Genomic DNA, 24,161 nt, shown 5'->3' with positions numbered 1-24,161 from the left:
ATTTCACTTTCCTTCTTTTGCCTTTCCATGCTTTATTACAGTCTTAATCACCAAGCGCCGGCCGTCGATTTTCGGGAAGCCACGATTGCCGGGCAGGCGCCCGATGGTGGTCTGTATTTCCCGGAAGCCATTCCGAAATTCTCGGCTTCGTTTCTTAACACCCTGAAAGAGAAGGACAAAGCTACCCTAGCTTTTGACATGATCCGGCCTTACGTTGGGGCCGCCATTCCGGAAGAAGCCTTGCACGCCATCTGTACGGAGGCGGTAAACTTCGACTTTCCGTTGGTGCCCGTCGGTGAGCGCAGTACGGTGCTGGAGCTGTTTCACGGCCCGACGCTGGCGTTTAAGGACGTGGGCGCCCGCTTTATGAGCCGCTGCCTGGGCTACTTTTCGCGGCACGGCAGCCGCCACGTTACGGTGCTGGTAGCCACTTCCGGCGACACCGGCGGAGCGGTCGCCAACGGGTTTTTGGGAGTCGAAGGCGTGGATGTTGTGATCCTGTATCCGTCGGGCAAAGTCAGCTCAGTGCAGGAGCTGCAACTAACAACGCTGGGCCAGAACATCACGGCGCTGGAAGTGCAGGGCACCTTCGACGACTGCCAACGCATGGTTAAGCAAGCCTTTGCTGATCAAGAACTTACCAGCCGGCTATTTCTTACCTCAGCCAACTCCATCAACGTGGCGCGGTGGCTGCCGCAGCAGTTTTATTACGGCTACGCCTTGCAGCAATGGTCGCACGCCGAGCCGCCGGTAGTGGCGGTACCAAGCGGCAACTTCGGCAACCTCTGCGCGGGGCTGCTGGCGTACGTGTCGGGCTTGCCGATCCGCCATTTTGTGGCGGCCTGCAATGCCAACGACGCGGTGCCCGCTTATCTGTTGAGCGGCACGTTTGCCCCCAAAGCCGCAATCGCCACCATTTCCAATGCCATGGACGTGGGCAATCCTAGTAATTTCACGCGCATTCTGGAGTTGTTCCAACGTGACTATGAGCACGTTAAGAGTAGCATCACGGGCTATACCATCAGCGACGACACCACTGCCGATACCATCCGGCAGGTACACGCCGAGCACGGTTACCTGCTTGACCCGCACGGGGCGGTGGCCTATCAGGCCTTGCAGCAGTACCTAGCGCAACACCCCGACGAGCGGGGGATTTTCCTGGAAACGGCTCATCCGGTGAAGTTTTACGACGTGGTAGAGCCCCTTATCCAAGGCAAAATCTCGTTGCCTCCGGCCGTGGCTGAGCTCCTGCCCAAGCCCAAGCAAAGCCATGTAATGCAAGCCGACTATACTACGTTAAAAGACTATCTAGTAAGCAGATAGCCAGAGGCACAAAGTACTCGCAGCGCGTCCCGCCGTAACCGTATACCTTCGAGCGTTGTTAGGCAACCGGATTCGGTCGTAACCCTTCAGTTTGTATGCGTCGTCTTGTTTGTGCCGCCGGGGTCGCGGCCTTTTTCTTAGCCGCGTTGCCGGCCTGTCGTCCTGATCAGATTCAGCATCTGAAAGACAGCAAACGCATTGGCATTGAGGCCGAAAACTGGGTGGTCAAACGCATTATGCCCGCCGATTTGCTGCATGCTACCCGCTGGGCCGGCGACTCCCTGACCCTTTCGGCCGACCGCGAACTGCACCGACTGCTTGCCGAGCGGCTTGCGCAAGGCGGCGTAGCGGCTGCTCTACCCTACTGCCGCCCCGAAACGTACGCGTCCACCGATTCGCTGGCGCATGTTCTGAAGGCTACTGCCCAGCGCGTCAGCAACAAACCGCGCAATCCGCAACACCAGCCGGCAACGCAACTTGTTGCTAGTCAAAATGATACCATGCGCAATATTGCCCGCCCATCGGCTGAGGTATTCACCTACCAGCGGCCCATTGTGCTGGACGATGCGCTTTGCCTGCGCTGCCACGGTGAGGTTGGCAAAGACATTGCCGCCGCCGATTACGCGCTCATCAAGAAAGCCTATCCGACCGACCAAGCCATTGGCTATCAGCGTGGTGCGGTGGTGGGTGCGTGGCAAGTGCGCTTTGCCCGCAACGGTGTGGCGGAGTTTTACACCATGAAAACGCGCAAAGTACCCAAGCCGCATAAGCTGTTTTGAGGGTAAGCGCGGAAGACAGTATGAAGGACGAGCAGCCTCGCATAAGCACCTTATTATAAGAACTTTACAACCAAGAGCCATTAACCCGTAACCTTGGAGCGGCATTATCGGTTTGGCATCACATGAGTGAATCTCTCGTTTCTTCTGCTCCCGTTGTGATCATCGGTGCTGGTTTGGCGGGCTTGGCCTGCGCCAACTACCTACACCGCGCCGGCCGGCCGGTGCTCGTTTTGGATGCAGCCGACGCAGTGGGCGGACGCGTTCGCACCGACGTTACACCGGAGGGCTTTCGCCTCGACCACGGCTTTCAGGTGCTGCTGACGCGCTACCCGGAGGTGCAGCGCCTGCTCGATTATGGCGCCGCCGACCTGCGGGCTTTTCGCTCCGGGGCGGTCATTCAATTGGCCGATGGGCAGCAAACCACCCTGCAAAACCCACTGCAACGGCCCACGGCCGCGTTTACGGCGCTCGCCTCGCGCATTGGTACGCTCGCTGATAAGTTGCGGATTCTCAGCCTAGTACAGCACGTAAGCAAGTACAAGCCCGAACAATTGCTCAACCGCGAGGCGACCGACACGCTTACTTTTTTGCGGCGCTACGGCTGGAGCGAGCAGATCATTGATTCGTTCTTCCGGCCCTTTTTTGGCGGGGTATTTCTAGATCGGTCGTTGGGTACGGCTAGCAATTTCTTCGAGTTTGTCTTTCAGCAATTTCTGGAAGGCGAAGCTGTGATTCCGGCACTAGGCATGCAGCAGATTCCGGAGCAATTGGCCCAGCGCTTACCTGCCGGCTCGGTGCGGCTGAATACGGCAGCCGAGGCCATTGAAGCCAACACAGTGCAGCTAGCAACTGGCGAAACCCTGGAAGCCTCCGCCGTGGTGGTTGCTGTGGACGGGGAAGCTGCCCGGCAGCTTTTGCCGCCCACGGCTCACGCCGAAGCGCTGGCGTGGCGGCGCACCACCTGCACGTATTTTGCCGCCGAAAGCTCGCCAGGTCAGGGCGATCGGTTGCTGCGCCTGAATGCGAAGCCCAATGCGCTGGCGCACAACGTGAGCTTTCCCAGCGATGTGGCACCGGCCTACGCGCCTGCGGGCCGCACGCTTGTTTCCGTTAGCACCCACGGCGAGCACGGCCTCGACGAGCGAACCCTAACGACACATTTGCAGCAAGAGCTTACGGACTGGTTTGGGCCGCAAGCGGCTCAGTGGCAACATCTTCGCACGTACCATCTTCCTTATGCCCTGCCGGTATATTCGGCAGGACAGCCCGTGCGTCAGCCGCTTCGCCTCACCGATACACTCTACCGCTGTGGCGATCACACGGCTTATCCTTCGCAAAACGCAGCCTTAGCCACCGGGCGCGAAGTGGCGGAAATGCTCCTTGCTGGTTAGGTGGCCAAACCTGCTATTGATACACTTCGCCCCCGTGCCCATGCTGAGTGGGGCTGGGAAATGCAAGGCGACTGCGCTGCTTAATTTCTGCATGATCGTCGTGTTTAGTGAGGGCAACATACGCCACTGCGTTAGCTGCAACAGATCTTAAACATAAAAGCCAGCCCTCGATACGAAGGCTGGCTTTTTTACTATTCGGCTGAGCGCGATTATTTCGCGTCGCTGCCTTCTTTGTGCTTGATTTTCATTTTTTTGCCATCCTCGTCTTTGGCCTTGCGCTTCATCTTTTTGTCGCCCAACTCGGCAGCATCCGCAGCGGCGGCAGCGGGAGCGGCCGGAGTAGCAGCGGCCGCTGGGGCTGGAGCAGCCACCCGATTTCCATCGGCATCCATTTCGACTACCTCATAGCCCAGCTCGCCGAGGCCGGGGAAAGCTTTCGCCCGGTCGCCGACCACGACGATGTACATGCTGTTGGCGGGCAAGTACTTCTGCGCCGTCGCCTGAATGTCCTCCTTCTTGATGTTTTGCAGGATGGTTTGCTGCTGCTGCACAAAATCCCGAGGCAGGTTGTACTCTACGATGCGGCCTAGGAAGTTAGCCTTCTGTTGGCCGGTCTCGTATTTCAAGGCATCGCTCTGACCCACAGCGGTTTTCAGGAAAGCAACCTCTTCGTCCGTAACCCCATTCGGGTAGTTCTGAATTTCGGTCATGAACTCCTTTACCGCGGGCGCTGTGGCATCGGCGCGCACGCCGGCCTGCGCCGTGAAGGGCCCCACGTAGCGCGTACCACCGAAGTATGAGTAGGCGCCGTACGAATAGCCTTTTTGCTCGCGCAGGTTGAGGTTGATGTGGCTGTTAAAGTCGCCGCCCAGCATGTAGTTCGCCAAATACGCACGGTAGTATTCGCCGGTCGCGTCATAAGGCAAGGCCAGGTAGCCGACGCGGATTTCCGACTGTGCTGCTCCGTCCTTGTTCACGAAGTAGATTCGCGTTTTGTCTGGCTGAACGGCCGGATTCACTGTGGGCAGTGCCACCGATTTTTTCTCCCAGCTTTTCAGGAAGGCCAGCTTGGGCATTACGTCCTTCTGCTCGACGTCGCCCACTACCACCAGATACGACACGTTGGGCGCGTAATTCTGCTGGTAAAATTGCTTTACGTCGTCAAGCGTGATGCTTTGCACCGACGCTGCGGTACCACTCGTGGGCACGCTCATGATGTCGTTGGCGCCGTAGAGCAAGCGGGCGTAGGTTTTGTTGGCAACCGTCACTGGCTGAGTGTTTTGCGCCGCAATGCCTTCCAGCGTTTGCTTTTTGAGGCGAGCAAAATCAGCCTCGTCGAAGCGCGGATGCAACAGGCGCTCCTGCAGCAGCGCCATGGTCTTGTCGAGATTTTTGGTCAATGACTGCACATACACCGTCGTGTTGTCGTTGCCTAAGCTCACCTGAATGGTGCTGCCCAGCTTGTTAAGCGCGGCCGTAAACTCCTCGCCCGTGTATTTCTGTGAGCTCTCGTTGAGCATAGAAGCCGTTAGGGCCGCGACGCCGACTTTTGCAGGGTTTTGCTGCTCCAACCGATGCCCGCCGCCCATGCTCAGCAACAAGGTTACGGATGGAATTTCGCTGTTGCGGGCCCCGATAACCTTCAGACCGTTAGGCAGTTCCTCTTGCCAGTAAGCTGGCACTTTCACCACCGGGTTAGCACCCGACTTAGGCCGCTGGGTACGGTCGAAGTTGTCCTTGGCCTTCACATAGGTTAGGCCTTTGTACTCGTCGGCAGGCGCTTTAAAGCCTGCTTTCGATACCTCAAATTTGTTGGGATGCGCCGCGGCAACAGGCGTACCGGCCTTAGGCACCACGCTTACGATTACCGCATGCTTGCCTTTAATATATTGATTATAAACGCGTTGCACATCGGCCTTGGTCAGGGCTTGTAACTTGCGCATCTCTTCCGGCAGACGGTTGGGGTTGCCCGTAAACGCTTGAAATTCTGCCAGTTGCGAAGCTTTACCGCTTACACTGGCCAGCCGGTTAATCATACTGGCCTCGCGGCTGGCTTTGAAGCGCTGTACATCGTCGTCGGTGATGCCGCGTTTTTCCAGCTCTACGAACGTCTTCCGAATTACGGCTTCGGTGCTATCAAGCTGCTGACCGGGTACGTTGAAAGTCGAAATTGTGAATTCGCCGCCCAGCTCCGAGGTCGGGTGGCTGGCCGAAGCCTGCACGGCTTTCTGGTTCTTAATCAGGTTCTTATACAACAACGACGTTTTGCCGCGCCCAATGATGTCAGCCAGCGCATCCAGAGCGACTTCATCGGGGTGGTACTGCGGCACGGTCGGGAACACCAGTTGCAGCATCGGGAAGCGGATGTTGTCTTGGTAGCTCACGTAGCGGTCCGAGGCCAGCTTGGGCTCCGCTACTTTCATGTCCGCTACAGCCGGCCCGCGCTTGATGGAGCCGAAGTACTTCTCCACCAGTTTCACTACCTCGGCCGGCTTCACGTCGCCGCCGACGGTCAGGGTGGCGTTGTTGGGGCCGTACCAGCGCAGGAAGAAGTTCTTCAGATCGTCCACGTTCGAGCGATCCAAGTCTTCCAACGAGCCAATCACCGACCACGAGTACGGATGCGCATACGGATACAGCGCCCGATCCTTGAGTTCATCGGCCAAGCCATACGGGCGGTTGTCCACGCTCTGGCCGCGTTCGTTCTTTACCGTAGCGCGTTGAATCTCAAACTTTTGCTGGGTAACGGCATCCAGCAAAAAGCCCATGCGATCAGCTTCCAGCCATAACGCTGTTTCAACCTGGTTGCTGGGCAGGGTTTCAAAATAATTGGTGCGGTCGCGGTTGGTCGACCCGTTCATGCTACCACCTGCGGCGCTGATAATCTTGGGATGCTCGCCGCTTTTCACGTGATCCGAGCCCTGAAACATCATATGCTCGAAGAAGTGGGCAAAACCGGATTTGCCAATTGTTTCGCGCGCCGAGCCCACGTGGTAGGTTACGTCGACGTGCACCAACGGGTCGCTGTGGTCTTCGGCCACGAGCAGCGTCAGGCCGTTGGGCAGCACGTACTTCTCGTACGGGATCACCAGCTCCGAACCCTTGCGGGTTACTTTTTCTACTAAGCGAGTGCCGCCGGTAGATTTGGTGGTAGCCATAGCCGGTTTGGCCGGGGCTTTTTGCTGGGCTTGGGCGGCTGGCGACAAAGCCAAAGCCGAGCCAAGTCCGAGCAAAATAAAGGGCTTACAGATCATAAAAAGGGTAGTTGTGTCTAATTCCAACGTTAAGGTACAGGATACAAACACACGTGCTTAGTGCGAGTAGTATATTATTTAGATACTATTTACTTCAGAGGGCAAAAGACAATTTATACCCACCAACTCAAGCCACACAAATAACTCATATACAAGTAGTTACAAACAAAAAGGCCCGCCTCCAACTGGAGACGGGCCTTTGCAATGAGGAAGTAGCAGACCTCTATTTGGCTTCGCCAGCCTTTTCCTTCACCTTGATTTTCTTACCGTCTTCTGTCTTGGCTTTGCGCTTCGACTTTTTGGTTTCGACGGGCGCAGGCGCAGGTTCGGCAGCGGCGGCCGGAGCAGCAGCTACGGCAGGCGTCAAGCGGTTGCCGTCAGCATCCAACTCAACTACTTCGTAGCCAAGCTGTTGCACTTCAGGCAAATACTTTTTGTCGCCAACCACTACGATGTACATATGGTCGGCGGGCAAGTATTTCTGCGCCGACGTTTTGACATCTTCCTTCGTCAGGTTTTTCAAGATGGTGCTCTGCTGTTGCACGTAGTTCTTGTCGAGGTCGTACTCGAGCAGGCGCGCCAGGAAGGCAGCTTTCTGCTGGCCCGTTTCGTAACGCAACGCATCACTCTGACCCACAGAGGCTTGCAGGAATTGTAGCTCTTCGTCAGTGATGCCGTTGCGGTAGTTCTCGATCTCCTTCATGAACTCCTTTACCGAAGCCGCCGTAGCATCGGCGCGCACGCCGGCCGAGGCCGTGAAAGGCCCCACGAAACGCGAGCCCGAATAGCCCGAGCGAGCGCCGTAGGTATAGCCTTTATCTTCGCGCAGGTTGAGGTTGATGCGCGAGTTGAAAGCACCGCCCAGGATATAGTTGGCCAAATACGCGCGGTAATAATCGCCAGTCGCGTCATAAGGCAGGGCTAGGTAACCGACGCGGATTTCCGACTGCGCCGCCCCGTCCTTGTTCACGAAGTAGATTCGCGTTTTGTCCGGCTGCTGGGTTTTGGGGCTGGCGGGCAGGTTTACGCCTTGTTGCAGCCAGCCTTTCAGAAAGCCCATCTGTGCCTCCGCCGTCTTCTGATCGACGTCACCGACCACCGTCAGGTAGCTCACATTGGGGGCGTAGTTCTGCTGATAAAACTTCTTCACGTCGTCGAGCGTGATGCTGCGCACGCTGGCGCTGGTGCCGCTCACCGGCGTGCTCATGATGTCGAGGCCGCCGTAGAGCAACCGCGAATACGTATTGTCGGCAATGACTACCGGCTGCGTCACCTGGTTGGCAATGCCTTCCAGGGTTTGCTTCTTAAGGCGGTCAAAATCAGCCTGGTCGAAGCGTGGGTGTAGCAAGCGCTCCTGCAACAACGCCATCGTAGCCGGCAGGTTTTTGGTCAGCGTTTGCACGTACACCGTTGTGTTTTCGTTGCCGGCGCTCACCTGAATGGCACTGCCCAGCTTGTCGAGGGCGGCGCTGAATTGTTCGCTGGTGTATTTCTGCGAGCCTTCGTTGAGCATGGCCGCCGTGAGTGCAGCGATGCCCGCCTTGTCACGGTCGTTTTGCTCGAGGCGGTGACCACCACGAATGGTCAGCAGCATGGTAACCGTCGGGATTTCCGCGTTGCGCGTGCCTATGACGCGCAGCTTGTTCTCAAACTGGTCCTGCCACACAGCAGGCACCTGCACCACCGGATTGGTACCGGCTTTGGGCTGCGTGCCGCGGTCGAACGTGTCCTTGGCCTTCACATAAGTAAGGCCGGCGTACTCGTCTTTTGGTGCCTGGTAGCCATCCTTCGACACTTGGTAGTTGTCGGCGTGGGCAACCAGCGTGGGAGCATTTTTGGGTACCACGCTCAGGATCACGGCGTGCTTACCTTTAATATATTGATTGTAAACGCGTTGCACATCGGCTTTGGTCAGCGAACGCAACTGCTGCACGTCGATAGGCAAGCGATTAGGATTACCAGTAAACGTCTGGTTAGCAGCTAATTGCGAAACCTTGCCACTCACGCTCGACAGGCTGTTGACCAAGTCGGCTTCGCGGCTGGCTTTGAAGCGCGCCAAGGCATCGTCGGAAACGCCGGTACGCTCAAACTCCGCCAGCGATTTGCGCACGAGCACTTCGGTGCTGTCGAGGCCTTTGCCGGGGAAGCTGCGGGCTGTGATAGTAAACTGGCCAGCCAACTCGGTAGTCTGGTTGTAGGCCTGCGCCAGAACGGCTTTCTGGTTCTTTACTAAGTTCTTATATAGCAATGAGTTACGACCCGAGCCAATAATTTCAGCCAACGCGTCGAGTGCGACTTCATCTGGGTGGTTTTGCGGCACCGACGGGAACACCAGTTGCAGCATCGGGAAGCGGATGTTGTCTTGGTAGCTCACGTAGCGGTCCGAGGCCAGCTTGGGCGCGGGCAGCTTCATGTTCTGCACGGCAGGGCCCCGATTGATCGGGCCAAAATACTTCTCCACCAATTTCACTACCTCGGCCGGTTTCACGTCGCCGCCGACGGTCAGGGTGGCGTTGTTGGGGCCGTACCAGCGCAGGAAGAAGTTCTTCAGATCGTCCACGTTCGAGCGATCCAGGTCTTCCAGATAGCCGATGGTCATCCACGAATACGGGTGGCCGTACGGATACAACGCTTTCGATACGTTCTCGCCGGCCAGGCCGTAGGGACGGTTGTCGTAGTTCTGGCCGCGCTCGTTTTTGACAGTAGAGCGCTGAACTTCAAACTTTTGCTGGGTAACGGCGTCGAGCAAAAAGCCCATGCGGTCGGCTTCCAGCCACAAAGCCGTTTCGAGCTGGTTGGCCGGTACGGTTTCGTAGTAGTTGGTGCGGTCGCGGTTCGTCGAGCCGTTCAAAGTGCCGCCGGCGGCCGTAACCAGCTTGAAATGCTGCTCATCGGCTACGTGGTCGGAGCCCTGGAACATCATGTGCTCAAAGAAGTGGGCAAAACCCGACTTACCGATTTGCTCCCGCGCCGAGCCCACGTGGTAGGTCACGTCGACGTGCACCAGCGGGTCGCTGTGGTCTTCGGTTACAACGACCGTCAGGCCGTTGGGCAACACGTATTTTTCGTACGGAATAACCAGCTCCGAACCCTTGCGGGTTACTTTTTCCACTAAGCGCGCACCGCCGGCGGTAGCTTTGGCGGGTACGATTACGGTTTTGGGTTTGGTCTTGGCAGCAGTGGTTTTTTGCTGCGCCAGCATCGGGTGCAGCGAGAGCGAGAGGCCCAGGCCCAACAGCCAGAGTCGTTTTTGCGTCATAAATACACGAAAAGCAAAAGATGAAGATGTGATTCGGTCGTAACGTACCGCACAACATCGCCAATAGACGGATGCATTCCCCTACGGACGCACGCCGCCCGTTATTTTTTTGCTTTCTGCAATTTACTTCTGGAGATAGGGGAAAATAAAAAAGTGCAACCACCTAATAATAAGGCAGTTGCACTTTTAAAAATTTAGCAACCGGTTGGTTATGGAATTACTTCAAACGCCAGGAATTGCGTAATCTGGGAGCTGCCGAAATTGTCGTCGGAAACCAGCACCAGCGAGTAGTGGCCGTTGCCCAATTTCGGGCCGAAAGTCATGCCTTCGAGGTTGTCGACGCGCTTGATGCCGGTGGAGGCCACGTCCAGCACGAGGCGCTTGCTTACTGGCGTGTAAATAGCTGTTTTTAAGCTGTTTTCACGCGATATATCGGTGGCCCCGTCCAGATCAACTTCGTAGATTTTAACCACGTAATCAGGCGTCGCTCCCACGGCGAAAGAACGCTCCATGACCAGCATTTTCGTTTCCGACATGGCTACCATTTCTACCACTCCGTTCAGCCGGAACTGATCGGCGGGAATGGGGGCCGCGTGCACGGCATCCAGCTTGTAGGCATACTGCGCTACCGGCTGATGCGTCACTTTGTCGTACTTGATCAGGCGGATAGGCGAACCGGCCACGCCGAAATCGGCGCGCGGCCCGTCCTCATACACAGGCTCTTCATTGGCCGTAAAGACATAGCGGCTATTGGGCACGACTGAGACACCTTCAAACGAGCCGTTGGAACGCGTGCCGTTTTCGGTAGACTGTATTTTAAACAGAGAAGGCAGCGCAAAGGAGGCGACAAAGGTGCCGTCGAGGTTGGCCTCATACAGAAAAGGATCGGTGAGCACTGCCGGCGTAACCGTCACATTACGAATGCCTTCGCTCGACCAGATGAGGTGCGACGTAGCGGGGTCGTAGGCAAGGCCCTCGGGGTCGATAGCGCTGTAGCGATCAGCGGCTGTGTTGGGGTAAAGGCTGCCGTCGGGCCGCTTGAAGGTGGTGACGCCCGTAAAATTCACGTTCGTAAACTGCGTCTGGTCAAAATCTATGTCAGCAGTGTAGTAACGCACTGGTTGGAAAGCACTTGCATCATCGCACATGATGTAGTATTTGTCCTTATCAGGGCGGTAGTCGATGCTCGAAAGCCCACCTATCGTGGTGTTGTTGTAGTCCTGCTTGAAAGGCACAATCTTTTCGCCGATGAACCGCAACGACGAAACGTGCGTGGGCATCTTGTCGGGGCCATGCATAACCGGGCCATCCTTTTTGCAGCCGGCCAGCAAGGCTGCGGTAGCGAACAGGCAACTTGCGACTGCCGTTGGGGAGAATTTGATCATAACGGAAGAGTTATATAGGTGAGAGTTTGGGATGGAACGGCAAAATTCGGTAATAGTTGAGGCGACTATGGTTACGGCAACGTTATATTTTTTCTCCTGAAGATACTATATCTGTTCGCGGCCCCTAAGATATTCATTTACCGGAATTTTCAGTGTGCCGCATTTTCCACACCTTGAGCTGTTGATCAGCTTTTTGCTCGCTCACTGCCTTTCTCTTTCTCACTCTCGTTCTGCCGCCCATGAGACTACCCTATTCTTTGCTATTTGGTAACGCTTTGCTGTTGAGCCTATTAGCGGGATGCCAAAGCAAATCGTCCTCTACCGCGACCACCACCGACGACACTGACGCGGCCACCGATTCGATCGCGATTGCTGCGCCCCCGGATGGCATTACCGCCGCCAGCATTGCCGAGCACATCAAAATATTGTCGTCCAATGAGTTTCAGGGCCGCAAACCCTTTACGCCGGGCGAAGCGAAAACCACGGCGTATCTGGCTGATGAATTCAAAAAGCTTGGCCTGAAGCCCGGCCCCAATGGCAGCTACTTTCAGGATGTACCGCTGGTAGAGATCACGGGTATGCCCGCCCCGACCATGACCATCGCTGGCCAGGGCAAAAACCTGACGCTGAACTACAAAACGGATTACGTGGCCTTCACCGAGCAAGAAAAGCCGGTGGTGGCGGTGCAAAATTCGCCCCTGGTGTTTGCCGGCTACGGGGTGGTGGCGCCCGAGTACGGCTGGGACGACTACGCCGGGCTGGACGTGCGGGGCAAAACCGTGGTCGTGCTGGTCAACGACCCGGGCAACGCGGGCGCGGACTCGACCTTGTTCAAAGGCAAGGCCATGACCTACTACGGCCGCTGGACCTACAAGTACGAGGAGGCCGCCCGCCACGGCGCCGCCGGCCTGCTCATCGTCCATGACACCAAGCCCGCGGCCTATCCCTGGTCGGTGGTGCAAAGCAGCTGGTCGGGCGCGAAGCTCTACCCCCAAACGCCGGACAAAGGCGCCAGCAAGTGTGCCCTGGAAGGCTGGGTGACCCTGGACGCGGCCAAGCGCCTGTTCGCCGCCGCCGGCCAGAACTACGACGAAGCCTACGCCGCCGCCAATAAGAAGGGCTTTAAGCCGCGGCCTTTAAACCTAACGGTCAGTACGTCAATACGTAACAAAATCCGGCGTACGGCTTCTAAAAACGTGGTGGCCGTGTTGCCGGGTACTACCCGCGCCGACGAATACATTGTGTATACCGCACACTGGGACCACTTGGGCATCGGGCCAGCCGTAAACGGCGACTCTATTTATAACGGCGCCGTTGATAACGCCAGCGGCTGCGCGGCCCTGCTCGACATCGCCAAAGCCTTCACGCAGGCCAAGACGAAACCCGGCCGCACCATCGTGTTTCTGGCCGTGACCGGCGAAGAGCAGGGTTTGCTGGGCTCAGCTTATTACGCAGCGCATCCGCTCTACCCGCTGGCCAAAACCGTGGCCGACCTTAACATGGATGCGCTTTCGGTAAACGGCCCCATGAAAGACCTGACGGTGATCGGCTACGGCCAGTCGGAGCTGGACGACTACGCCCGCGCCGCGGCCAAAGAGCAAGGCCGCTACATTCTGCCCGATCAAACGCCGGAGAAAGGCAGCTTCTTCCGCTCCGACCACTTCAGCTTTGCCCACGTAGGCGTGCCCGCCCTGGACGCCAACGGGCGGTTTGAGAGCCGCGCCAACGGCCGCGCCTTCACCAAAGAGCGCAGCGAAGACTACGAAGCACACCGCTATCACCAGCCCGCCGACGAATACGATCCGAAATGGGATTTGGGCGGCGTGGAACAAGATGTCCGCCTGCTGTTTCGGGTGGGGCAGCGCCTGGCCGGCGAAACTACCTTTCCGAAGTGGAAAACCGGATCGGAGTTTAAAGCCATTCGGGAGAAAAGCCTGGGCGGCGTCTGAGCAGTCGCTAGTCTTGCGATGAGCTAAAACCGCGCTTGCTAGCTGCAAGCGCGGTTTTTATTTGTTTTTGGCTCCCACAACTTTCATCTACCTAAGATATCTCGCAGTATATGAATGCGTTAGCTTGAAGCTAGCCGAGGCGATTCAACAAGATTACAGTCGTGTTTAAACTTAAATAACCGGTCAGCCGTTGCCTACCTCTGTACGTTGTTCGCCTCTATGCATTCGATTGACCTTACTTACGTCCGCCTCAATTACCGTTCCGATTTGGAGGTATTATTTGTGCGCTGGACGCAGCCGGTTGGTTCCGAAGAGCACCGGGCAGGCTACCACGCAGCCCTGGAACTGGCCAAAACCACCGGGGCCATGCGCTGGCAAATTGATTTGCGCAGCCGGGGCCTGGCCTCGGCCGAAGATTTTGAGTGGGTGCTCACCACGTTTCGGGCTGCCCTGTTGGCGAGTTTGGGCGGCCGACCTGCCCGCATCGCCTATCTGGTGGCTCCGTACCACTTGGAGCTGCTCAACGAACGGCTGCAAAAAGCGGAAGCCGCTCCGGGGCAACCCCAATTGCAACAGGTTCATTTTAAGACCTTTACGGGCGAGCAGAGTGCTCAGCAGTGGTTGAGCGATCCGGTCTTGCAGAACGTTTCTGCCGGCGCGCTTACCCCTCCGCCCACCGATAGCGGCGCTCTTTCCACTGAATAGGGCCCGGCACCACGGTATACACCAGCACCGCCCCCGACATCAGGCACAGGTAAAGCTCATAGCCTAGCAGCACCGCCCACGATTCGCGGCGCCCGGCCTGCCGCAGCGTGATTTTCAGAAATACCATCTGACACAGCACTTTAGCACCGAATAGCACGGCGATGCTGCCAATCGATAAGAAGCCCGGCCAGAATACAGCCACGTAAAACAGCGCGTACAGGCCAAACAGTGCCGACAGTTGCCACGGCAGCCGCACGGCCCCCTTCATCCAGCGCTTGCGCTGCTGCAACAGGCACCGCACTGTAGGCTGCGGCACCGATACCCCCAGCACCCGCGGATCGAGGAGGTTGCGGTAGTCCCACCCCTGCGCCACAATCAGCGAAAACAGCTGCAAATCTTCCGTGACGGTGAAGGCCATGGCCTCGTAGCCGCCGATGGATTCGTAAGCGGCCCGCGTTACGAGCATGTTGTTGCCGACGGCCGTTACGGGCAGGCCGTGGTCGGTGAGCAGGCGAATCACGCTCAGGCCAAACAGCCAGTCCAGCCCCTGCAAGCGGCCAAACAACGTAGTGTTGCAGGTCGTGACGCCGGTTACTACGCCTACGCCTTCGGGAGCCGCGCCCAGCATGGTCTGAATCCAGTCGGGCGGCAGGGCCATATCAGCGTCGGTGATGAAGAAATAATCGGCGGTGGCGGCGCGGCACAGGTGGGCCAAGGCGTTGCTTTTGCCGCGAGCCGTGCCCAGCCGGTGCCTGACCGTGAGCAACCGAAACTGCGGCTTATCGGCAATGAAGCGCCGCACGACGCCGGCGGTGTTATCGGTAGAGGCATCGTCGGCGATGAGTATCTCCAGTTTATCAGTGGGATAGCGCAGCTGCGTCAACGATGCCAGGCACCGCTCGATTACGGCTTCTTCGTTGCGGGCCGCCACCAGAATGCTCACCCGCGGGCAATCTGACGATGCGACAATGACCGGCTTCGCGCGGACCAACCACCACAGCATCAGCGCGCAAACGCTAAAAAAGAACCCGAAAAAGATAAAAGCTACTAGCATAGGCCCCCGTGGATAACTAGGCGCCGCGTTGCTGTAACGGAGGCGCCAATGTTCCCAAGGCATACGCAGGAAAGACCGCTCGAGCTACCGGGTTAAATGCTGATTTACAAGCAATTGCGCCTGCGTATAAATGCGAAATATCAGTAAGGATACGTAGAGCGGCCAGGCGCCAAAAACACTAACTACCATAAGTACTTAACTATCAATTAATTACAAACGAACACAAAAAAGCCCAACCGCAGAGCGCAGTTGGGCTTTTTGACAGTAAGCCAAGACGATTTACAGACGTGGGTCCGTTTGCAGAGGTGCATCGTAGCCGGGTTCGGGCAAGGGCGGCGGACCGATGGGCAGGCGCGCATCGCCTTCGTCGGAAACGCGCAGAGTGAGCAGCCCCGATAAGATCATGGAGCAGCCCCCAAACACGAGCGTGTACACCGATTGATCGTGGAATAGGTGCTTGGTAACCCAGCCCAAAATCAGACCGGCGACCACCTGCGGAATTACGATGAAGAAGTTGAACACCCCCATGTAATAGCCCATCTTGTTGGCGGGCAGCGACCCAGCCAGCATAGCATAAGGCACCGAAAGAATGCTGGCCCAAGCAATGCCCACTCCCACCATCGACAGCAACAGGAAATTGGGGTTCTGGATGAAATAGATGGAAATCAGGCCCAACCCACCGGCTATCAGGCAAAGCATGTGCGTGAACCGGCGGCTGGTGGCCCGAGCAATGAAGGGCAGCAACAGCGCAAACACCGCCGACACGCCATTATATACAGCGAAGCAAACGCCCACCCAGTCGGCGCCTTCGTTGTAAAGCTTGGAAGTCGTGTCGGAAGTATGGTACACGTGCGCCGTAACGGCCTGCGTAGTGTATATCCAGAGCGAGAACAGCGCCAGCCACGAAAAGAACTGCACCACAGCCAGTTGGCGCATCGTTTGGGGCATCTGGAAGATTCCCATAAACGACTCGCGCAGCCCGTTGACAAAGCCGGCAGTCCGGCGTTTTTCCTCTTCAAAAGCGGCTAGGTCTTCGGGCGGGTATTCTCGGGTGCGCAGTACCGTCCAGAGCACAGCCCCGAAAAAAGCCGCACCGCCCATGTAAAACGCGTAGCGCACCGACGGAGGAATTTCGCCCGGCCCGGCCGTGTTGGGCACGTTCATATAATTGGTAAAAATGTAGGGCAGCATGGAGGCCACCACGGCACCGACGCCAATGAAAAACGTCTGGGCAGCGAAGCCCATCGTGCGCTGCTCATCGGGCAAAAGATCACCGACCAAGGCCCGAAAAGGCTCCATCGAAATGTTGATGCTGGAATCCATGAGCCACAGCGTACCCACGGCCATCCAGAGGGCGGAGGCGTTGGGCATCAACAGCAGCGCCAGCGAAGCCAGAATAGCACCAACCGTAAAGAAGGGACGTCGCCGTCCGAACCGCGGGCTCCAGGTGCGGTCGGAGAGGTAGCCAATGATGGGTTGTACCAGCAGGCCCGTGAGCGGAGCCGCGAGCCAAAAGAACGCTAGCTCATCGGGCTTGGCGCCCAACGTTTCGAAGATGCGGCTCACGTTGGCATTTTGCAGGGCAAAGCCGAACTGGATGCCCAGGAAGCCGAAGCTCATGTTCCAGATTTGCCAGAAACTCAGGCGGGGTTTGGGGCGGGTATCAGTAGGAGCCGCTACACTGGTTGCCATCGGGGGAATTTTGGGGTAAAGAACAGGACGAAAGAGCCACCGAACACGGACAAATTTTCAATACAACTAATTGTTCATCAAATAGTTATGATCAATAATTATCAGTAGCCGGAAGACACTTAAAGATAAGAAAAGTTACTGCTTCAGATTGATCTCGAAGACGTAGGCGCTCTGCGGGGCCAAGGTCATGGTGAGGCCCTGGGTAGCGGGGGCGTTGTTGAGCAGATCGGTGTAAGTGTACACTTTATCGGGGTTGAGCCCGGCGGCCTGCATCGCTTCCTTGGAAATGACCAAGGTGGGTTTTGACGTTTTGTCGCGGCTGAAATTGGCCACGATCAGCAGTTTCTGCTTGTCGGTGAAGCGCAGGTAGCTGTATACGTGCCGTTGGTCGTACTGCTGGCCGAGGTTATTGGCATCCTGAAGCTCGTAGAAACGGCCGCGCCGGATGGCGTCGCTGGTGGCCGTGAGGTTGAGCAGGCGGCTGTAGAAATCGCGCAGCTGCTTTTGCTCGGCGCTCAGGCGACCGCCGTCGAATTTGCCGCCGTTCATCCATTTCTGGTGTTCGGGCACCCCCCAATAATCGAAAATGGTGGTGCGGCCGTCTTCGCTGCTGAAGCCTTCGCTGCCGTGAGCCGGCTCCCCGACTTCCTGCCCAAAGTACAGCATCACCGGCCCCGAGCCCAAGGTAGCCGACACCGTCATGGCCGGAATGGCCGCCCGCGGGTCACCCGCAAAGTCCTTAGAGGCAATGCGTTGCTCGTCGTGGTTTTCCAGGAAGCGCAGCATCCGCGAGCCAAATCCGCGGCTTTCCTGGCTCCAGACTTTCGTGATGTCGTCGGTGTTGCCTTCGCCGTGCATGAGGCGACGCAGGCCGTCGTAGAGGCCGACTTTGTCGTAGAGAAAATCAAATTTGCCCTCGGTGAGGTAGCGCTTGTACTCCTTGGGGTTGTAGGCTTCGCCCAGGAAAATGAGGTCGGGCTTCACCTTTTTCACCTCCGGAATTACCCAGGTCCAAAACTCGACGGGCACCATCTCGGCCATGTCGCAACGAAACCCATCGACGTTTTTGTTGGCCCAAAACACCAGAATGTCGCGCATCTTCTTCCATGTATCGGGCACGGGCGTGATGTGCAACTGCCGGTTATTCTGATAGTCGACGCCGTAGTTGAGCTTGATGGTCTCGAACCAGTCGTTGACCGAAGGAGTCGCCGAAAACACGTCGTTGCCGGTTGCCTTGGCGGGCATCTCCTGGAACTTATGGTCTTCCCGTGGCCCTGTGCCCGGCCCGAGGGGGTTGTACTCCTTGGGCACCACAAAGGCTTGGCCGGGCAGGTAGTAGAAGTTGTTGTTGGGCGCGAAGGCCTTGGTTTTGTCGTCTTTCTCGCCCAGGTCTACCACGCCGGCGGGCTTGGCATCCGATTTATAGGTGCGGGCTACGTGGTTGGGAATGAAGTCGATAATGACCTTCAGGCCGTGGCTGTGGGTGCGCTTCACCAAAGCTTCAAACTCGGCCATGCGGTTGGGCACGTTCACGGCCAAGTCGGGGGCCACGTCGTAATAATCCTTGATGGCGTACGGCGACCCGGCGCGGCCTTTCACCACATCGGCGTCGTCGAGGGCAATGCCGTGCTTGGTATAGTCGGTCATGGTGGCGTGCTCGATGACGCCCGTAAACCACACATGCGACGCGCCCAGCTTCTTGATCGCGAGCAAGGCCGTATCGGTGATGTCGTTAAACTTGCCTACACCGTTTTCGGCGAGGGTGCCGTAGTGCTTGTTGGTAGTGGCTTTGTTGCCAAACAGGCGCGTCATTAACTGATAGATAATCAGCTTATTATCTTGAGGCACTTCCTCGGTCGTGTTGGGGTCCGCAAGGGAAATTGGCTCGGCCACAGGCGCGGAATTGGGGGAAGAAAAAGGAATTCTAAATGCAGCCAAAGCAAGCGCCAAGGCAGCCAACGGCAGTAGGACTTTCTTCATATCGACCGGTAAGATAACAGGTTACCGCTTGCAAGGGGCCTATTTGCGATGATTGGCGCAGTTCGTCCGAAACTAGGCAGCGGCGTTTTTTCCCGTTTCGGGCCTCAATAGTCCTGCGTCAGCGGGTGAATCATCAGCTCGTCGATCACTACGTGCGGGGGTGCTTCGAGCACGTAGCGGACGGCCTGGGCAATGTCGGAGGGTTTGAGATGGGTTTTTTCGGCCTCGGGGCTACCGGGCTGAGCATCATTGAAATGTGTATCGACCAGGCCCGGATAGATGCTGCTGACTTTCACGCCGAACGACCGCACTTCTTTGCGCAGGGCGCTCAGCAGGGCGTCCTGCGCATATTTGCTCGAACCATACACCGAGCCATGAGCGAAAGTACGCCGGGCCACATCCGACGTGATGCCTATAATATGGCCGCTGCCTTGCAACTTCAGGTGCGGCACTACGGCTTTGCACATCAGAAAAGTGCCCTTCACGTTCACGTCGAAAATACGGTCCCATTCGGTGGCCGGCACGTTTTCCAGCGTGTCGAAGCTGCCCACCCCCGCGTTGCACACCAGAATATCGAGGCGACCGAAGTGAAGTAGCGCTTCGTCCACCACGTTTTGGGCATCGACTTCGTCGGCTACGTCGGCGGGCACGGCCAAGCCGTGGGTTTTGTGGGCTACTTCTTCCAGCTCGTCGGCGGAGCGGGCTACGCACACCACTTTGGCGCCTTGCATGGCCAGCAACAATGCCGTAGCCCGCCCAATGCCGCGGCTCGCCCCGGTAACGATGGCAACTTGATCGGTGATGTCTGTCATGGCAAGGAGTCGTTTCCCTAAAATACGCAACTGACGGGTTTTAAGAACTCAATTTCCCGTATTTATCCGCAGCATTTTCTCAGCTTCGACAACGGCCCAGAACAGACCTTGTGCCAAAACGGCCGTTGCTAAGCTTGAATACTTAGCAACGGCCGTTTTGGCACAAGTATCTTACGGATAGCTACTTACGCAGTTCCAATACCCAAGCCGTCTGACCCGGAATCTTAAAGGACTTTAGGCTGGAAACCGTTGCGCCGGTCACGACCTCTTGCGCCGAAGCAAACCCGTTGGTGCGCTCGGCAAACCGGGCACCGTCGATGGTCTTTTCCTGCTTGTTGGAGTTCATCATTACCATCACGGTTTGGCCCTGGTCGTTGTAGCGGAAATAAGTGTACACCCCGTCGTTAGGGATGAACTGCATGAGTTTGCCGGTTTGCAGCACCGGGTGCGACTTACGGTAGGTACCGAGCTTGCTGACGTAGGTAAATGCCTCGTTTTCTTGGGCGTTGCGGCCGGCAGCCGTGAACTTGTTGCTCTTGTCGCCGGAGAAGCCGCCGGGGAAGTCGGCGCGCACCAGGCCGTCGGGGTTTGAGAAATTTTTCATCAGAATCTCGGTGCCGTAGTAAAGCTGCGGGATGCCGCGAGTGGTCAGCAGCCAGGCAAAGCCCATCTTCAGGCGGTCCAGGTCTTCGCCAATCACCGAATAAATGCGGCTCATGTCGTGGTTATCCATAAATACCACGTTGCGCGTGGCGTCCTCGTACATCCAGTCGCCCTGCAAGGCGTCGTAGAGGCCGCTAATGTTGGGGTTATCCTTGCGCAGGGCTGCCTGAATTGCCCATGTCGATTGGAAGTCCAGTACACCTGGCAGGTTGGACTTAAAGCCATTGACGGGCGCAAAGATGTTGCGGGCGAAGAAGGCCTGCTGAGACGTGCTGTTGACCATCGCTTCGCCAAACATGTGCAACTGCGGATACTCATTGAGCAGCGCCGTGTTCCAGTCCATCAGAAACTTCGTGTCGGAGTACGGGTACGTATCGATGCGGTAGCCGTCGAGGCCCGTGTATTCTATCCACCAGATGAAGTTCTGGATGATGTAGTTGGCCACCAGCGGATTCGACTGGTTAAGGTCGGGCATGGTGGTGTCAAACCAGCCGTCATTGTAGAGCTTGCTGTCGTACTGCGCGCGGTAAGGATCGTTGAGGGCCTGCGAGTTGTAGTTGCTGCGCGTGAAGGTGGGCCACTGGTGCACCCAGTCTTTGGTTGGCGGGTCGAGTTGCAGGTAGTTGTAGCTGCCCATGTGGTTGAGCACCACATCATGGATTACTTTAAGCCCTTGCTGGTGAGCATGTTGCACAAACTGCACATACTCTTCGTTGGAGCCGTAGCGTGGGTCAACGGCGTAGTAGTCGGTGAGGGCGTAGCCGTGGTAGCTAGCCTTGGGCATATCGTTCTCGACCACCGGCGTGGGCCAGATGGCCGTTACCCCCATCGATTTTAGGTAATCGAAGTGATTCTCAATGCCCTTCAGGTCGCCGCCGTGGCGGGCAGACATCGAGTCGCGGGCGATGTGGTTGACGCGGGTGCCTTTTACTACGTCGTTCTTCGGGTCGCCATTGGAGAAGCGGTCCGGCATCAGGAAGTAGATGAAGTCGCTGCTATTGATGCCCTGCACCCGGTTTTTGTCAGTACTGCGGGCACGCAATTCGTATTGGTAAGTCGTCTTCTTGGGCCCGCTGAAGGTCAGCGCGAGCTTGCCGGGCTTAGTGGCGGCGCTAACATTTAAGTTGACAACCAGATAGTTAGGATTGTCTAGCTTCTGGGTGCCTTCTAAGGTTACGCCGGCATAGTTGAGGCTTACCTGACTGGCGCCAATGCTGGGGCCGTGTACCAAGAGTTGTAGCTTGGGGTTTTTCATGCCGACCCACCAAAATGTCGGGTCGATGCGGCTGATGCCGGCGGCTTTGTTGGCGGCAGCCACGCGGGCAGCGTTGGCCGCGAGGCCGGCCACTTGGGTTATTTGGGCGGCAACCGGTTCGGCGTGAGCCACCGCCAGCAACGACGACAGCCCCAAGGCGAAGGCGGGGAAGAACTTCATGATTAGAAATCAGAGCGTGAAAACAAGGAGGAAAGGTAGGGCTGTTGGCAAGGACATGCAAAAAGGGCTGGTGAAGCCCAAGAGCTAAAAACTAGCTCCCCTCCTTTTTTAAGGAGGGGTTGGGGGTGGTAAAGACTAGAAGTAAAAAACTAGAGCTAGTTGCCGTTCAACGGCTTTTACCACCCCCAACCCGTCCTTAAAAAAGGAGGGGAGCTTAGCACTAACCTTAACCTAAGAAAAACTAAAAAGCCCGCTTCCAATCTTGGAAGCGGGCTTTTTATAATTTTATTATAAATACTTGATCTACTGCAACTTAGCCAACCACAACGAGGCATTCATGTGGAGCTTAGCGTGGCTAGCGATTTCCGTCCAGCCGGGGTAAACGGTGTTGCCGGGGCTGCCGGTGCCGTCGTCGGCGGGGGAGCTATCGCCGACCACCACCACGCGGCCGGTACCGAAGGTGCTGCTGGCGCATAGCACGTTGGCATTGCCCTGCGTGGAAGTCGAGCGCCAGATCAGCGGCGTGGCCACCGTGGAATTGACGGTGATGGTAGCGCCGTTGCTGTATTTGATCTGCGTCACGGTGCCTTGCGAACCATTCAGGATGGCGTTGGTGCCGGTGCGCACGTTGCTGGACGTCTCGACGATGTTGTTCTTATCAATGCTGAAACCGAAAGGATTGGCTTGTACCGAGTTGGAGTTCATTAGGTCGTTCCAGATGGCGGGCGAATCGTAGCCGTCGTTGTTGCGGTCCGAAACGTCGTGGTCCGAGATCATAAACAAGCCGCCGCCGTTGCGCACAAAATTTAGGATGGCTGTTTTTTCAGCCGACGTAAACAAGGTATTGGGCTCGTCGATTACGAATACATTGTAGTTGGCCAAATCCTGCGGATTGGACGTGTTGCCATACGTAATGGCCGTGCCAACCGGCAGATTTTCAACCTGATGCCCTTGCTTTACCAACGCCACGCCCCACGAGGACAGCGCGCCCGTCCAGTAGGTTTCGGGGGTGGTGCTGGTGATGCCCGAGGCGGCCGGCGTGGGGTAGCGTGGCACCACGCCGTTGTCTACGTCGAGGACCCAATCGGCATTGCCGGCGGTTTCGGCGTGGGTGGCGTCAAACAAAAATTTCTTGCCCGTGCCGGTAGGTGGCGGCGTGGTACTGCCGTACTGCTCGACGGTGATGTTGTCGAGGTTGATGCGGTTGGTGCCGCCCGACGTTTTGCGAATTTGCAGCCGCACGCTGCCGGCCAGGTTCACGGTAAAGGAAGCCGTCTGGAGCGTGGTGCTGGAACTGGTAATGGTGGAGCCAACTTTGGCGTAAGAGCTGCCGCTGTTGGTAGATGCCCACAGTTCCCATTGGCTGCTCCCGTCGGTGCCGTACACGGCGTGTTGTACCGTCACGACGCCCACGCCGGCCGTGGTGTTGAAGTTCATGGTCAGCGTGCCGAGGTTGCGGACGCGGGCCGATTGCGTACCCGTTTTGTGGTCGGCGGTGGTGTTGCCGAGCAGGGCGTCGTCGAGGTTCCAAGAGCCGGAGCCGAGCGTCACGCTGCCCGCGGTGTACGCCGTTTTGGTGCCCGACTCGAACGTTTCAGGAAAGCCGGCAGCGCTTACATCGGCGGAGGCCGACACGGCCGTCGGGGTGGGCGAAACCATTTCCTGCTTGGCGCAGGACAACACGGAAAGGCTTAGCAACGAGGCCGCTAGCCAGCGAAAAGAAGTACGCATAAATTGGTTTGGTTGGTGAGGAAGGAATGGAGTTCAGTGTACGCAGGCAAAAGTAACGGGTGACTACGGCGCCTTTGCACAGTCCAATTTTATCATTTTATTACCAAATCAGCCGCATTTAGTACGCTACAAGATTTTGGCTATTTATCTGTAAATCTGGCTCTTATGTTTTAGCCTAACCCTTTGCCCACGTGGGCCGTTTGTCAGGAATATTATTTCTGTATTCACTTCACTTTCTGCCTGTTATGGCTACTGATTCCAAAACTGCGGCCACGCTCAACGAGCTTACCCTTTTCGTAAACGACCGCATCGAAGGCTACAAGCACGCGACTACCGAAAGCACTGACCCGCAACACAAAGCCTATTACCAAGAGCTAGCCAACCAAAGCCAGCAATTTGCCAACGAGCTAAACGGCTTTGCCCGCAGTGCCGGCAGCGACGGCCAGACCGGCACCACGACCAAAGGCAAGCTGTACCGGGGCTGGATGGATGCCAAGGCCCTCGTGACGGGCCGCGACGAAGCAGCCGTGCTCGAATCCAATATCTACGGCGAGGAATGGGCCCTGAAAGCTTATCAAGAAGCGCTCGCCGACTCGGATCTGACGGGCCCGGCCCGCCAGGCTGTAGAGCGCCAATACCAGATTTCGCAGCAGACCTACAGCAAGTTAAAAGCAATGAAGAGCGGCGCGTAACAAAAAAGGCCCGTTCTCGTCCTTGAAGCGGAGGCTGAACCTTAGGTTTGACCTCCG

Annotated in this window: 15 protein-coding genes; 6 read left to right on the top strand and 9 right to left on the bottom strand. The window is 57.1% G+C overall.

What is annotated here, in order from left to right; genetic code table 11:
* The first annotated feature begins 27 nt into the window (after positions 1-27).
* The 3 genes from thrC to H9I52_RS19360 all read left to right on the top strand — a co-directional run bounded on the left by thrC (position 28) and on the right by H9I52_RS19360 (position 3,493).
* Positions 28-1,323 (top strand): threonine synthase, encoded by a 1,296-nt coding sequence (gene thrC, locus H9I52_RS19370; protein WP_187455207.1) that lies wholly within the window; start codon positions 28-30, stop codon positions 1,321-1,323.
* A gap of 95 nt (positions 1,324-1,418) precedes the next feature.
* Positions 1,419-2,102 (top strand): DUF3365 domain-containing protein, encoded by a 684-nt coding sequence (locus H9I52_RS19365; RefSeq protein ID WP_187455206.1) that lies wholly within the window; start codon positions 1,419-1,421, stop codon positions 2,100-2,102.
* 122 nt (positions 2,103-2,224) lie between these two features.
* On the top strand, positions 2,225-3,493 hold the full coding sequence (locus H9I52_RS19360; RefSeq protein WP_187455205.1) for a protoporphyrinogen/coproporphyrinogen oxidase: 1,269 nt from the start codon (positions 2,225-2,227) through the stop codon (positions 3,491-3,493).
* Between the two features lie 209 nt (positions 3,494-3,702).
* Here H9I52_RS19360 and H9I52_RS19355 read toward each other — a convergent pair whose 3' ends face one another.
* The 3 genes from H9I52_RS19355 to H9I52_RS19345 form a co-directional block, all read right to left on the bottom strand.
* Positions 3,703-6,747, bottom strand: coding sequence for a M16 family metallopeptidase (locus H9I52_RS19355; protein WP_262386133.1), 3,045 nt, complete (start codon positions 6,745-6,747; stop codon positions 3,703-3,705).
* Between the two features lie 223 nt (positions 6,748-6,970).
* Entirely contained in the window at positions 6,971-10,006 is a 3,036-nt protein-coding gene (locus H9I52_RS19350; RefSeq protein WP_187455204.1) for a M16 family metallopeptidase, read from the bottom strand.
* Between the two features lie 209 nt (positions 10,007-10,215).
* Positions 10,216-11,391: an esterase-like activity of phytase family protein gene (locus H9I52_RS19345; RefSeq protein ID WP_187455203.1), complete on the bottom strand. Its 1,176-nt coding sequence runs from the start codon at positions 11,389-11,391 to the stop codon at positions 10,216-10,218.
* A gap of 239 nt (positions 11,392-11,630) precedes the next feature.
* Between H9I52_RS19345 and H9I52_RS19340 the strand changes: the two genes are divergently transcribed.
* Positions 11,631-13,340, top strand: coding sequence for a M28 family metallopeptidase (locus H9I52_RS19340; protein WP_187455202.1), 1,710 nt, complete (start codon positions 11,631-11,633; stop codon positions 13,338-13,340).
* 219 nt (positions 13,341-13,559) lie between these two features.
* Positions 13,560-14,045: a hypothetical protein gene (locus H9I52_RS19335; protein ID WP_187455201.1), complete on the top strand. Its 486-nt coding sequence runs from the start codon at positions 13,560-13,562 to the stop codon at positions 14,043-14,045.
* On the opposite strand, the gene H9I52_RS19330 is transcribed toward H9I52_RS19335, so the two are convergent.
* The 6 genes from H9I52_RS19330 to H9I52_RS19305 form a co-directional block, all read right to left on the bottom strand.
* Complete coding sequence (locus H9I52_RS19330; RefSeq protein ID WP_187455200.1) at positions 14,002-15,099, bottom strand: glycosyltransferase; 1,098 nt, start codon at positions 15,097-15,099, stop codon at positions 14,002-14,004. The genes H9I52_RS19335 and H9I52_RS19330 overlap by 44 nt on opposite strands.
* 279 nt (positions 15,100-15,378) lie before the next feature.
* On the bottom strand, positions 15,379-16,791 hold the full coding sequence (locus H9I52_RS19325; RefSeq protein WP_262386132.1) for an MFS transporter: 1,413 nt from the start codon (positions 16,789-16,791) through the stop codon (positions 15,379-15,381).
* Between the two features lie 135 nt (positions 16,792-16,926).
* Positions 16,927-18,771: an alpha-amylase family glycosyl hydrolase gene (locus H9I52_RS19320; protein WP_187455199.1), complete on the bottom strand. Its 1,845-nt coding sequence runs from the start codon at positions 18,769-18,771 to the stop codon at positions 16,927-16,929.
* Positions 18,772-18,875: 104 nt separating this feature from the next.
* Positions 18,876-19,583, bottom strand: coding sequence for an SDR family oxidoreductase (locus tag H9I52_RS19315; RefSeq protein ID WP_187455198.1), 708 nt, complete (start codon positions 19,581-19,583; stop codon positions 18,876-18,878).
* Positions 19,584-19,764: 181 nt separating this feature from the next.
* The gene (locus tag H9I52_RS19310; protein WP_187455197.1) at positions 19,765-21,681 is read right to left on the bottom strand and encodes a glycoside hydrolase family 13 protein; all 1,917 of its coding nucleotides are present in this window, start codon (positions 21,679-21,681) and stop codon (positions 19,765-19,767) included.
* A 303-nt stretch (positions 21,682-21,984) separates the two neighbouring features.
* Positions 21,985-23,412, bottom strand: coding sequence for a hydrolase (locus tag H9I52_RS19305; RefSeq protein ID WP_187455196.1), 1,428 nt, complete (start codon positions 23,410-23,412; stop codon positions 21,985-21,987).
* Between the two features lie 245 nt (positions 23,413-23,657).
* Between H9I52_RS19305 and H9I52_RS19300 the strand changes: the two genes are divergently transcribed.
* Positions 23,658-24,104 (top strand): ferritin-like domain-containing protein, encoded by a 447-nt coding sequence (locus tag H9I52_RS19300; protein WP_187455195.1) that lies wholly within the window; start codon positions 23,658-23,660, stop codon positions 24,102-24,104.
* Positions 24,105-24,161 lie beyond the last annotated feature (57 nt).

It is taken from the genome of Hymenobacter sp. BT491, from assembly GCF_014349165.1.
Classification (GTDB): domain Bacteria; phylum Bacteroidota; class Bacteroidia; order Cytophagales; family Hymenobacteraceae; genus Hymenobacter; species Hymenobacter jejuensis.
The sequence above is the reverse complement of the archived record's forward strand: the minus strand, read 5'-3'. Positions and strand labels throughout refer to the sequence as shown.

Coding starts and splice junctions, on each gene's coding strand:
- H9I52_RS19355 (WP_262386133.1), bottom strand. CDS start 6,747: ATGATCTGTAAGCCCTTTATTTTGCTCGGACTTGGCTCGGCTTTGGCT.
- H9I52_RS19335 (WP_187455201.1), top strand. CDS start 13,560: ATGCATTCGATTGACCTTACTTACGTCCGCCTCAATTACCGTTCCGAT.
- H9I52_RS19340 (WP_187455202.1), top strand. CDS start 11,631: ATGAGACTACCCTATTCTTTGCTATTTGGTAACGCTTTGCTGTTGAGC.
- H9I52_RS19345 (WP_187455203.1), bottom strand. CDS start 11,391: ATGATCAAATTCTCCCCAACGGCAGTCGCAAGTTGCCTGTTCGCTACC.
- H9I52_RS19320 (WP_187455199.1), bottom strand. CDS start 18,771: ATGAAGAAAGTCCTACTGCCGTTGGCTGCCTTGGCGCTTGCTTTGGCT.
- H9I52_RS19300 (WP_187455195.1), top strand. CDS start 23,658: ATGGCTACTGATTCCAAAACTGCGGCCACGCTCAACGAGCTTACCCTT.
- H9I52_RS19350 (WP_187455204.1), bottom strand. CDS start 10,006: ATGACGCAAAAACGACTCTGGCTGTTGGGCCTGGGCCTCTCGCTCTCG.
- H9I52_RS19305 (WP_187455196.1), bottom strand. CDS start 23,412: ATGCGTACTTCTTTTCGCTGGCTAGCGGCCTCGTTGCTAAGCCTTTCC.
- thrC (WP_187455207.1), top strand. CDS start 28: ATGCTTTATTACAGTCTTAATCACCAAGCGCCGGCCGTCGATTTTCGG.
- H9I52_RS19365 (WP_187455206.1), top strand. CDS start 1,419: ATGCGTCGTCTTGTTTGTGCCGCCGGGGTCGCGGCCTTTTTCTTAGCC.
- H9I52_RS19315 (WP_187455198.1), bottom strand. CDS start 19,583: ATGACAGACATCACCGATCAAGTTGCCATCGTTACCGGGGCGAGCCGC.
- H9I52_RS19330 (WP_187455200.1), bottom strand. CDS start 15,099: ATGCTAGTAGCTTTTATCTTTTTCGGGTTCTTTTTTAGCGTTTGCGCG.
- H9I52_RS19325 (WP_262386132.1), bottom strand. CDS start 16,791: ATGGCAACCAGTGTAGCGGCTCCTACTGATACCCGCCCCAAACCCCGC.
- H9I52_RS19310 (WP_187455197.1), bottom strand. CDS start 21,681: ATGAAGTTCTTCCCCGCCTTCGCCTTGGGGCTGTCGTCGTTGCTGGCG.
- H9I52_RS19360 (WP_187455205.1), top strand. CDS start 2,225: ATGAGTGAATCTCTCGTTTCTTCTGCTCCCGTTGTGATCATCGGTGCT.